General features: G+C 68.7%; 10 protein-coding genes. 6 read left to right on the top strand and 4 right to left on the bottom strand.

The annotated features are described in order from the left end of the window. Positions 1-37 precede the first annotated feature (37 nt). On the top strand, positions 38-322 hold the full coding sequence (locus G510_RS0109665; protein WP_245563295.1) for a WXG100 family type VII secretion target: 285 nt from the start codon (positions 38-40) through the stop codon (positions 320-322). A 63-nt stretch (positions 323-385) separates the two neighbouring features. On the opposite strand, the gene purB is transcribed toward G510_RS0109665, so the two are convergent. Continuing rightward, the gene (gene purB, locus G510_RS0109660) at positions 386-1777 is read right to left on the bottom strand and encodes an adenylosuccinate lyase (protein ID WP_029153475.1); all 1392 of its coding nucleotides are present in this window, start codon (positions 1775-1777) and stop codon (positions 386-388) included. 154 nt (positions 1778-1931) lie between these two features. On the opposite strand from purB, the gene G510_RS0109655 reads away from it, so the two are divergent. Both G510_RS0109655 and G510_RS0109650 read left to right on the top strand, forming a co-directional pair. After that, positions 1932-2189 (top strand): hypothetical protein, encoded by a 258-nt coding sequence (locus tag G510_RS0109655; protein WP_029153474.1) that lies wholly within the window; start codon positions 1932-1934, stop codon positions 2187-2189. Next, positions 2186-3583, top strand: coding sequence for a hypothetical protein (locus G510_RS0109650; protein ID WP_157560520.1), 1398 nt, complete (start codon positions 2186-2188; stop codon positions 3581-3583). Before G510_RS0109655 ends, G510_RS0109650 begins: the two co-directional genes overlap by 4 nt. On the opposite strand, the gene G510_RS0109645 is transcribed toward G510_RS0109650, so the two are convergent. Then, complete coding sequence (locus G510_RS0109645; RefSeq protein ID WP_029153472.1) at positions 3543-3947, bottom strand: phage holin family protein; 405 nt, start codon at positions 3945-3947, stop codon at positions 3543-3545. The two genes, G510_RS0109650 and G510_RS0109645, sit on opposite strands and share 41 nt — an antisense overlap. Before the next feature lie 64 nt (positions 3948-4011). Here G510_RS0109645 and G510_RS0109640 point away from each other — a divergent pair, with 64 nt between their 5' ends. Then, positions 4012-5073, top strand: coding sequence for a histidinol-phosphate transaminase (locus G510_RS0109640; protein WP_029153471.1), 1062 nt, complete (start codon positions 4012-4014; stop codon positions 5071-5073). Between the two features lie 3 nt (positions 5074-5076). Here G510_RS0109640 and G510_RS0109635 read toward each other — a convergent pair whose 3' ends face one another. After that, the gene (locus tag G510_RS0109635) at positions 5077-5730 is read right to left on the bottom strand and encodes a biliverdin-producing heme oxygenase (protein ID WP_029153470.1); all 654 of its coding nucleotides are present in this window, start codon (positions 5728-5730) and stop codon (positions 5077-5079) included. Positions 5731-5785: 55 nt separating this feature from the next. Next, positions 5786-6094: a DUF2470 domain-containing protein gene (locus G510_RS0109630; RefSeq protein WP_029153469.1), complete on the bottom strand. Its 309-nt coding sequence runs from the start codon at positions 6092-6094 to the stop codon at positions 5786-5788. 298 nt (positions 6095-6392) lie between these two features. On the opposite strand from G510_RS0109630, the gene G510_RS18845 reads away from it, so the two are divergent. Both G510_RS18845 and G510_RS0109620 read left to right on the top strand, forming a co-directional pair. Further along, the gene (locus G510_RS18845; RefSeq protein ID WP_245563293.1) at positions 6393-8510 is read left to right on the top strand and encodes a hypothetical protein; all 2118 of its coding nucleotides are present in this window, start codon (positions 6393-6395) and stop codon (positions 8508-8510) included. 126 nt (positions 8511-8636) lie between these two features. Continuing rightward, complete coding sequence (locus G510_RS0109620; protein WP_029153468.1) at positions 8637-11792, top strand: HtaA domain-containing protein; 3156 nt, start codon at positions 8637-8639, stop codon at positions 11790-11792. Position 11793 lies beyond the last annotated feature (1 nt).

The raw sequence follows: 11793 nt of genomic DNA, 5'->3' as shown, positions 1-11793 counted from the left end.
GACCACGCACGACACTTCCCTGGGGGTTAGGACAGACATGGCAACTGATTTCGGAGTCTCATTCGACCGGATGGACGATGCCTCGAAGAAGCTCGAGGATGGGCAGATCGATATCGAGCAGCTCCTCGAGGATCTCCAGGGCGTGGTCGATGACCTCGTCGAGGACGGGTTCAAGACGGAGAAGGCGTCGGAGAACTACCGCACGAATTACCAGGAACTCACCGATAGCTTGAAAGAGGCTGCGCAGTCGGTGGGCGCGATGGCGCAGTGGTTGGACAAGACCGCGGACGACCTCCGCGGCTTCGACGACGACCACGCATAAGCACGGATAACAAGGGCGGGTGGTGCGTAGATCGCACCACCCGCCCTTGTTGCGTCTCCGCGGCTACTTCTGCAGCTTCGCCCTCACGAGGCTCTCGGCGAGGCCCGTGTAGGTCGCGGGCGTGAGGGCGGCGAGCCGCTTCTTCGCCTCGTCTCCGATCTCGAGACCGCTCACGAACTCGGCGAGCTCCGCCGCGCCGATCCGGTTGCCGCGCGTGAGCTCCTTCAGCAGTGCGTACGGGTCGCTGATCGATGAGCGGCCGGCCACGACCTCCGCGCGGATCACAGTCTGGATCGCCTCGGCGAGCACCTCCCAGTTGGCGTCGAGATCCTCCAGCAGCACGTCGCGCGCCAGGGAGATCTGGTCGAGGCCGTCCGAGAGGTTGGTCAGCGCGAGCAGCGAGTGGCCGAACGCGACGCCGATGTTGCGCTGCGTCGTCGAGTCGGTCAGGTCGCGCTGCAGGCGCGAGCTGACGAGGGTCTGGGCGAGCGTCGCGAACAGGCCGCCCGAGATCTCGAAGTTCGCCTCGGCGTTCTCGAACTTGATCGGATTGATCTTGTGCGGCATCGTCGAGGATCCGGTCGCACCGGCAACGGGGATCTGCGCGAAGAAGCCGAGCGAGATGTAGGTCCAGACGTCCTGCGCGAGGTTGTGCAGGATCGCGCCTGCGTGCTTGACGTCGTCATAGAGATCGGCCTGCCAGTCGTGCGGCTCGATCTGCGTCGTCAGCGGGTTGAAGTCGAGCCGCAGCGAGCCCTCGATGAACTCGCGCGAGATGTTCGGCCAGGCCACCTGAGGCTCAGCAGCGAGGTGCGCCGACCAGGTGCCGGTTGCGCCCGAGAACTTCGCGAAGTACTCGGTCTGCTCGATGCGATTGAGCACCCGTTCGAGGCGCCACACGAACACGCCGAGCTCCTTGCCCATCGTGGTGGGGGTCGCGGGCTGGCCGTGCGTGCGAGACAGCATGGGCGCATCGGCGAGATCGATCGCCATGTGCCGCAGCTTCTCGATGACGCCGCGGTACGCGGGCAGCCAGGCGTCCTTCACGGCGCGCTTGACGGTCAGCGCGTACGACGCCGAGTTGACGTCCTCGCTCGTGAGGGCGAAGTGGGTGAGCTCGGCGAGGTGGTCGAGGCCGAGCTTCGACAGACGCGCGCGCACGAAGTACTCGACGGCCTTCACATCGTGCCGCGTCGTGCGCTCAGTCTCGGCGAGCTCGTCGATCGCGTCCTGACCGAAGTCGAGGTACGCCAGGCGCAGCTTGTCCTTCGTCTCGCGCGGCAACGGCGACGTGCCGAAGAGCTTGTTATCGGTGAGGTGCAGGATCCACTCGACCTCGACCTCGACGCGGGCACGGTTCAGCCCCGCCTCCGACAGATACTCGGTCAGGGGGGCAATGGCCGGACGGTAGCGTCCGTCGAGCGGACTCAGTGGCTGAGGAGGAAGGGCGTTCACGGACACCTCCGGTTTGGCGCGGACAATGACGCGTCAAGCCTAATCGGACGGGGCCGCGGATCAACGCGTTCACATTCGCCGGATTCGAGAAGTTATCTGACGATCCGTCGTCGCGGCCAGCGCGGACGCCGCGCGCTCGGGCAGGCTCGTGCGCATGACGACGAACCTCGAGGCCGCACACCTGTTCTGGCGGGCGCACGACGAGATGTGTGCGGCCGCCGATGCCATGATGATGGCCAAGAGCCTCGCTATGGGGCTGCAGGCCGACATGGCGTGGCGTTCACCGACCGCCGCCCAGCAGTTCTCCGCGCGGATCGAGGAGCTGCTCGACCTCGGGCATCACGCCGTCGGGTCGTGCGCCGGCACCGCGAACACCCTGCTCGAGCAGGGCAACAAGGCGGCGGCATCGTGACGCTCGAGGTATCTCAAGGATCCGTGGTCGCGGTCGACCCCGATGAGCTGCGCGCGATCGCGAACCGAGTGCGCGGTGCGGCGAGCCTCGCAGACTCGGCGCTCGATCACATCGGCCGTGCCAATGCCATTCAGGCGCAGGTGCCGGCGGAGTGGACGATCGTGTGGGCCGACGTGATGACACCGGTGCAACGGTGCGAGTGGTGGCAGGACGACGCGGTGAGGCTCGCCGACGGGCTCGACGCGGCGGCGGACGCCTACGAGGTTATCGAGCTGCGCGTGCTGCTGCAGATGGACGGTGCCGGCGACGGATCCGAGAGTCGCCGGCTCGAGGGGATCCTCGCGCGGAACCCCGCCGCCGGCGAGGCCGCCGACCATCTCTGGGCGGCGTGGGAGGCCACGAGCGGCGACGGCCTCGTCGAGAACTGGATGGGCGCCGGCGTGATGGGCGCGTACGTCATGGCGCTCCTGGTGGGCGGGATCCGCCGGTTCCGCACGACGGGCGGCAGGCGCGCCGGATCTCTCGGCGAGCCCGGTCGCGCCGCCCGGCGATCGGGGCGCGTGCCCGGCACCTCGGGTCGCTTCGTGGACATGCTCGAGCAGCGTGTCGGCGCGACGACGGCGCCCACGGGGCTCGCGAGCTCGGTGGCGCGGATCCCGAACGGCGAGACAGAGGCGTTCGGCGAGAAGGCGCGCGTGCGCATCGACAAATACGCCTTTCCGACGGGGGAGGAGCGCTTCGTCGTCTACATCAGCGGATCGCGCGGGGCGCCCTGGAAGGACGGCGACCCGTTCGACTGGGGCAACAACGTCGGTCTGTACCTCGGCGAGGCCGAGTCAGAGGGATATGACTTCGTGCTCGAGGCCCTCGAACGCGCCGGGGCGCAGGAGGGGTCGTTCGTCGACGTCAACGGGTTCTCGCAGGGCACGATGGTCGCCCAGCGGATCGCGACCGATTCCGACTTCCGCGTCGGCCACGTCACGACGATCGGCGCGCCCGTGCGCATGCCTGTGGGCGAGGACGTCACGTCGATCGCGATCGCCCACGACGACGACCCGGTCGCGGCCCTCAGCGACGGCGGATCCCCCGCGAGCCTCGGCGACGACGACAGCCTGCTGATCCGGCGCACGTACGACGAGGCGGCCACCGGCCTGCGCGAGTGGAAGGTCGGCGCGCACCGCGTGAGTGCGTACGAGCAGACTGCGCGCCTGTTCGAGCAATCGGGGGATCCGCGAGCCGAGAGCGTGCGCGAGTATTACGCGCAGCTGGGGCGGGCGTCGTCGGTCGAGAGCTTCGTCTATCACGCGCCCGAGGGCGGCGGGAACGGCGCCTTCTCCGCGCCGCCGTCGGCCGTCAGCGACGCCGCGGCTGCTTCTTCTGCGGGCGCAGGATGATGCCGAAGATCCAGTTGATGACGCTGAGGAGAATGCCCGCGAGCACGCCGGGCCAGAAGTCGCCGACGCCGAGGCCCCACCCCCACGACCCGGTGATCCAGGCGGTCACGATCAGGAGCACGCCATTAAGGAGGAGTGAGATCAAGCCGAGAGTGATGACGAACAGGGGGAAAGCGACGATCTTGATGATCGTGCCCACGATCGCGTTGACCAGCCCGAACAGCGCGCCGAGCGCGATGAGGGTGATCACGAGCTGCAGGTCGCGGCCGGGAGGGAACGGCGTGACCGAGATCTGCAGCACGGGGATCAGCGACAGCACCCACAGTGCGAAACCGTTGACGATCGATCGGATGACGAAACCCATGGGGAAAGTCTCGCATCTTCGGCCCGATGTGCGGCGGGTTCGGGGCGCCCTCTAAGCTCGACACGTGAGCACTGAGCCCGTTCTGCCCCGTATTCGTCCCGAGATTGCGGCGCTGCCGCCGTACAAGCAGGGGCGGGCCGCGTCTGCTGACGGGTTCAAGCTGTCGAGCAACGAGAACCCCTTCGATCCGCTGCCAGGCGTGCTCGCCGCGGTCGCCGAGGCCTCGGCCCTCAACCGCTATCCCGACGCGACGGCGGGCCGCCTGCGCGAGGCGCTCGGCGCCCGGTACGGCGTGGGCGCCGACGAGGTCGTCGTGGGCGCCGGCAGCGTGGCGCTGCTGGCCGCGTTCATCCAGGCCGCGGCCGCGCCCGGCGACGAGGTCGTGTACGCGTGGCGATCGTTCGAGGCGTATCCCGGGCTCGTGCGCGTCGCCGGCGCGACGAGCGTCGAGGTGCCGCTGGCCGCCGACGGCCGCCACGACCTCGAGGCGATGGCGGGCGCGATCACCGACCGCACCCGGTGCATCCTCGTGTGCACCCCGAACAACCCGACGGGAACGGCCATCTCCTCGGCCGACGTCGAGGCGTTCCTTGCGCGGGTGCCGAACGATGTGCTCGTGCTGCTCGACGAGGCGTACATCGAGTTCAGGACGGATGACGAGGCGGTCGACGGATTAGCCGAGCGCATTTACGAGCGCCACCCCAACGTCGTCGTGCTGCGCACCTTCTCGAAGGCGTACGGGCTCGCAGCCCTGCGCGTCGGATACGCGATCGGGCATACGCGCGTGCTCGACGCCGCGCGGGCCACACAGATCCCCCTGTCGGTCACGCAGCAGGCCGAAGCGGCGGCGCTCGCGAGCCTCGAGCGCGAGGCGGAGATCCGCGACCGCGTCGCCGTCATCGCCGACCGGCGCGGCCGCCTCGTCGCCGACCTCCGCGCGGCGAGGTGGGACGTGCCGGACACGCAGAGCAACTTCGTCTGGCTGCCGACGACCGACCCGGCGCACGCGGCGGCCTTCGATGCCGCCGGGCTCGTCGTGCGCCCGTTCCCCGATGGGATCCGCATCTCGGTCGGCGAGGAAGAATCGCTCGCGCGCGTGGCCGAGGTCGCCCGCACGCTGCGGTGAGCGTCAGGCGATGCGCGCCTCGCACTCGCGGGCGAGGTCCTCGAACACCTCGGTGTTGAACCGGTACGCGGTGAGCACCTCGGCGATCACACGCTCCTTCTCGACCTCGTCCCACGGCACCGCATCGAGCTCTTCGCGGTAGACGTTCTTGAACTCGGACGGGTCAGCGATGTCGCCGAAGAGGTAGAACCCGATGCCGTTCGTATCGAAGTCGAACTGCCGTTTCAGCACCCGACCGATGTGGATGCCGCCCGACAGGTCGCCGAGGTACCGGGTGTAGTGGTGGGCGACGAAACCGCCGACCCATGTCGCGCCGACCTGATCGATGCGGGCCGCGTACCGAGCCGTCGCTGGCAGTGGCGCGATCCGATCGCGCCAGTTGTCGCCGATCAAGAACGACAGGTCGGCCTCGAGGGCGGGCAGGCGCGTGAGGCGGTCGCTGATGAACCGCGCGGCGATGGGCTCATGGCGCATCCGCTCCGTGGCACCCTCCAGCGCCTCGTAGATGAAGTAGTGCTGAGCCACGAGCGAGATGTAGTCGTCGCGTGTGCGTTCGCCGCGCAGCAGCGTCGACATGAACGATGCCCCTTCGCTCGAGGAATGGGCCTCGCGTGTTCGTTCGCGGATGACCGATGACAGCGCCGTGACGTTCTCCATGGAAGAAGTGTAAGGCTTAGGTTCACCTAACTTGCGATCGGCTGCGTCGAGCTCGTCAGTTGTGGGGTCGAGGCTCGACGTCGAGTCGGCGGCATGACTCGTCATAGAGGGCGACGATCTCTCGGCGCACGGCCATCCGTTCGGCGATCGGTCCGGCCGGCCACGGGATCGTCGTGTCGGCCGTGCTTCCGGTTCCTGTTGTGAAGCGCCATTCGCCGCCGTCTCCGTCGAGATCGACCATCTCTGCCGATACGGCGGTGCCGTCGACGAAAGCGCGCACGATCAGCAGGTTGTCGTCGCGGTGGTCGTCGTTCATGTGGCGAAGGATTGCAGCGACGACATCGGGCGAGAAGGTGTGGGGCATGGCGGAAAGCTTAGGGCTCATCGTTCGCCGGTTGAAGCGGACACGGCAATGACTTAGTATTCCCTTAGTTAGGCAACCCTATGTAAATCGCCGCGAGGCGGTGATGCGGCCGGATTGCCAGCGCCCGAGGCCAGGAAGCCCAGCCTTCCTCGGTGAGACGGAGCGAGCGCTCTCCCTACCAAGAAGCAACGCTCGCTCCGGACCGCCGGCCTTGGGCTGACACGCGCCATTGGCGCGCACGAAAACAGCGTGGCCGGGCGGTCACGTTGATTCTACTTGCAGAGGAATCACGAGACACATGACTGAGACAGCATTGGCCGCGCGCCGCGCGCGGGGAGACGGCGGTCAGTTGCGGAGGCGGGGAATCCTCGCTTTCGTCATGACCGCCTTCGTGGCCGTAGGGGGTGTTATCGCTGCGCCGATCGCCGCCCAGGCCGCCGAAGAGCCGAGCATCATGGTCGGCGTGACCGAGGTTGCGAACGAGCGGGTCGTCTTCGCGATCGAGGGCACCGGCTTCGGTGACATCCAGGCTCTGCCGGGGCAGACCGAACCGCACGCGTACTTCAAATTGAACGAGGTCGGCTCCGACCTCTCGGAGGTGGCGCAGGACGACACGTCGATCTCGGCGTCGATCGCCGAGGGTGGCACTCTCTCCGATGAGCTGTCAGTTCCGATCGGCGAGCTGGACGCGTCGAAGTCCTACGAGGTCATCTCGTGGCCGTCGCGGTCGTTCCCGACCGAGGAGAACGTCTACGCGCGCACGGCTGTGACGATCGACTGGGACGCGCTGTTCCCGAGCGATGAGGCCGCGGTGCCGTCGTTCACGGCCGAGGCGACCGAGTTCGCCGACGAGCGCGTGGACTTCGCGATCGAGGGATCTGGATTCGGCGATGTGACGGCGCTGCCGGGTCAGACCGAGCCGCACGCGTACTTCACGCTGATCGAGGTAGACGCCGACCTCAGCGAGGTCGGTCAGGCTGATACGGCGATCTCGGCGTCGATTGCGGAGGACGGCACGCTCTCCGATGTGCTGGAGGTTCCCGCTGACGATCTGGACGCGACGAAGTCGTACGAGGTCATCTCGTGGCCGTCGCGGTCGTTCCCGTCCGATGACAACCTCTACGCGCGCACTGCCGTGACCATCGACTGGGACGCGCTGTTCCCCGAGGAGCCATCGGAGCCCGCGGAGCCGAGTGAGCCTGCCGAGCCCGAGGAGCCCGTGGGGCCGACGTTTGCGGCGGAGGCGACGGAGGTCGCGAACGAGCGTGTGGACTTCGCGATCGAGGGATCTGGATTCGGCGATGTGACGGCGCTGCCGGGTCAGACCGAGCCGCACGTGTACTTCAAACTGAACGAGGTCGGTTCGGATCTCTCCGAGGTCGCGCAGGACGATACGTCGATCTCGGCCGAGGTCGCCGAGGACGGCACGATCACCGACGTGCTGCCCGTTCCCGCGGGCGAGCTCGACTCGGCGAAGTCGTACGAGGTCATCTCGTGGCCGTCGCGGTCTTTCCCGACCGAGGAGAACGTCTACGCACGCGCCGACGTCACGATCGACTGGGACGCGCTGTTCCCCGAGAGCGATCCGTCGGAGCCGGCCGAGCCTAGCGAGCCCGCTGAACCGGGTGAGCCAGCTGAGCCGACCGATCCGGCTGAGCCGGCTGAGCCGACCGATCCGGCTGAGCCGACTGAGCCGACTGAGCCGGCTGAGCCGACTGAGCCGGCTGAGCCGACCGACCCGGCCGAGCCCACCGACCCGACGGAGCCGAGTGAGCCTGCTGAGCCGACGGAGCCCACCGACCCGGCTGAGCCGACGGGCCCTGCGGAGCCGGCTGAGCCCACCAGCCCGGCTGAGCCGACGGGCCCTGCGGAGCCCACCAGCCCGGCTGAGCCGACGGACCCTGCGGAGCCCACTGATCCCGCCGAGCCCACGGAGCCGGCTGCACCGTCGGAGCCTGCTGCACCGACCGCAACGGCCGAGCCCACGCAAGAGACGGCGATCGAGCTCACCGATGGCTCGGGGAACCCCCTCGACGGCGTCGCACAGGGCGGCGATGTCACGTTCCGCATCGCACCGGTTGAGGCCGGCACCGAGTTCGCCGTGACGGTGCACTCGGATCCCGTCACGCTGCCGACCGCGGTCGGTGACGCGGACGGCGTCGCGACCTCGTCGTGGACGGTGCCCGCTGATTTCCCGGTCGGCGACCACACGGTGCGGTTCGTGTCGGACACGGACACGTACGAGCTGACCTTCACTGTGCTGGCGGCGGACGCTCCCGGTGGCGGAAGCGGTCTGGCGCCCACCGGCTCGGGCCCTGCAACGGAACTGCTCGCGGGTGCCGGAATCATGACCATCCTCTGCGGAGCGGTCCTGATCCTCGTCCGTCGACGCGTCGTGTCGGCCTCGGCCCGATGACGACGACGCAATGAACGGTGCCGCGGGTCGAGTGAACGTCTTTCGGAGGCGGGCGCCCGACCCGCGGAGCCGTGTTGAACAGAAAATCGCGAGCCGGACGGCTCGCAGGAGATGAGAGTGACGAGAATGGCCCGACGTCAATGGATTCAGAAGGCCGCGGCCGCGGTCGCCGCGGCCGCCCTGGCGGTCATGGCGGCGCCCGCCGCGGCCGCCGCGGAGCCGTACTCGTTCACGACCGACGTGACCGAGGTCGCCGACCAGCGCATCGACATCGCGATCGACGGCACCGGCTTCGGGGACGTCAGGGCGCTTCCCGGCCAGACCGAGCCGCACGTCTACTTCACGCTCATCGAGGACGGCGCGGATCTGTCGGGCGTTGGTCAGGCCGACACAGCGATCTCGGCATCGGTCGCTCCGGACGGCACCATTTCTGATGTCCTGACGGTTCCGGCAGAGGAGCTGGACGCGTCGACATCGTACGAGGTCATCTCGTGGCCGTCGCGGTCGTTCCCGACCGAGACCAACCTCTACGCGCGCGCCGACATCGACGTGGACTGGGCCGCACTGTTCCCGAGTCAGTTCCCGACCGAACCGGCGGAGCCCTCGGAACCCGCAGAGCCGAGTGAGCCCGCCGAGCCGTCGGTACCGGCGAAACCGTCAGAACCCGCGAAGCCCTCCGAGCCGGCCCAGCCGACCGAACCGGCGCAGCCGAGCGAACCCGCTGAGCCGTCAGAACCGGCGGATCCGCCCGCGGCGGAAGAAGGCACGCTTGTCTGGGGCATCAGCGAAGCCTGGCGCACGTACATCACCGGGCCGATCGCGAACGGCGAGTTCCTCGCCGTCGAACCGGCGCAGCTGAACGACGACAACACCGTGACCTGGGTGAACGGATCCGGCGACGTCGACCTCGAGAACGGCTCCGGCATCATCGAGTACGCGGGCGGTTTGACCGCCCGCGGCCACAACGGTCTCGGTCCGGGCGGCGGATGGGCCCTGAATCAGACATACAGCGACATCCAGGTCGAGCTCACCTCCACGACCACCGGCGTGATGTCGGCGGAGGTCGTTCAACCTCCGACGGACTACGCGCCCGAGTACGCGGGCGAGCGGATCGAGATCGTCGACCTCACCTTCGGAGAGGGAGACCTGCTCGACGGCATCGTCACCGCCCACGGAACCCTGACGGAGGACGGCGCCGACATCTACTCGCGCATGAACGAGGACTTCCAGCCCGGAGCGCCCGTCGACGACGTGATGTTCGGCATCGGCGTCGCCGCCCCGGAGCCCACCGCTCCCGTCGAGACCGCCACCGAGATCGCGCTCACGGCGACCCCGACGTCGGCGGAGCAGGGTGAGGCCGTGACTCTCTCGGCGCGCGTCGCACCCGCGGCCAAGGGATCCGTGACGTTCTGGGACGGCTCGACCCAGCTGGGCGAGGACGTCGCGGTGTCGGCCGGCAACGGCCGGGCGACGTTCAAGACGACGGACCTGCCGTCGGGGGAGCACCGCCTCACGGCGCGCTTCGCGCCGGCGGAAGACGGCTTCTCACCCGCGACGTCCAACGAGGTGGTCGTCACGATCGTCGAGGCCGCGCCGGCCAAGAGCCCGGACACGGGAAGCCTCGAATGGGGAGTGAAGGAGAGCTTCCGGAACTACGTGGTCGGGTCGATCGCACACGGAAAGATCACCGCCGCGGAGGGCGCGACTCAAGGCTCCGACAACGGCGTCTTCAGCTACCCGCAGGCCGCGAGCGGCACCACGTGGGACGAGGAGAGCAGAACCGGCACCGTGCAGTACGCGGGGCAGGTGACGTTCTACGGGCACGACGGCGTGCTGAACCACACGATCGCCAACCCGGCGATTCGCGTCGCAGACGGGAAGTCGGCCGAGCTGGTCGCCTCGTACCGGGGCAACGTGGTCGTCTTCGCTGACGTCGATCTCGGATCGGCGGTGTCGCAGGATCTCCCGAACGGCGCGATTCGTTTCAGCGGTGCCGGCACCGCACTCACGCACGAGGGCGCGGCGTTCTTCTCGTACGGCGAATCGACGTTCTACGAGCCCGGCACCGAACTCGACCGTGTGACCTTCACGGTCGGCGGTGCGAGCGACGTGCCACCCGCGGAGGAGCCCGGGGGCGAGACGCCCGCGGCTCAGCAGCAGCCTCCCGCCCCCGCCCCCGCCCCCGCCCCCGCAGCCGAGCCCGCGCCCGCGCCCGCCGCGTCGGGTGAGGCATCCGCCGGATCCATGACCTGGGGCGTGTCGAGCGCGTTCGTCGCGTACACGACCTGCGCCGGCAAGGAGAACTTCGGCTACTCCCACTGCGCGAACGGCAGCGTCGCCACGAGCGGTGTGGGAGACGGCTATCGCTTCCCGCAGGCGTCGGGCGGCGACTGGGACGCTGAGACGCAGACCGGAACCGTGGCGTTCTCCGGGGTCGTGAGCTTCAACGGCTACGGCATGACGATGTTCTCCGTCGCGAACCCGTCGATCACCGTGTCCGGGCCCGATCAGGCCACGCTGAACACGGGCAACACCGCGAACTTCGGCTCCGCCTCGTACCCCCTCGACCTCTCGAGTGCGAGCAGATCGGTCGGTGAGAACGGCGAAGTGACCTGGACGGGCGTGAGCGTATCCGGATCCCTTTCGGGGGGCCCCGGCGGCGACACCTCCAACACCATCGGCTTCGACGACCTGAGCTTCACCGTCGGTACGGCGAGCGCGGAATCGTTTGCGGCGACCGAGAGCGGCGGCGACGATGAATCCGCGGCGTACGTCGCAGCGGACACCGCACCGACGACGGAGGGACTCGAGGTCCTCACAGATCCGGACGACATCCGCGACGGCGGTCGTATCCGCGTGCGTGCTTCGGGCTTCGACACCGGAGACGCCGGCGTGCTCGTCGTGCTGTACGACGGCAAGGGCGAAGAGCCGGTCGTGCTCGATGAGAAGGCCGTGGCCGATGACGAGGGCACCGTGTCGTGGTCCGGCACGCTGCCGGGCGGCACGACGGGCGACCACGTGCTGACCGTTCAAGGAAGCGCCGCGGCCGGTGCCGAGATCGAGATCCTCGAGGCGAAGACCGCTCCGGTGCTCGCAGGGGTGAGCGCCGACACCTCCGCGGTCGTGGCCGCGCCCGCCTCGAACGTCTCGCCCCTGCTCGTCGCGACGGGCGGCCTCAGCCCGCTCGAATGGTGGGTGATCGCGGGAGGGCTCGGTGCCATCGCCCTGTGCATGATCCTGCTGTCGGCGCGACAGCGCTCGCTTGCTCAGGCCGCCGCGTGAT

Source organism: Microbacterium gubbeenense DSM 15944, from assembly GCF_000422745.1.
In the GTDB taxonomy this organism is placed as follows: Bacteria; Actinomycetota; Actinomycetes; order Actinomycetales; family Microbacteriaceae; genus Microbacterium; species Microbacterium gubbeenense.
Note: the sequence above shows the minus strand (reverse complement) of the source record. Positions and strands in the feature narration are given on the sequence as shown.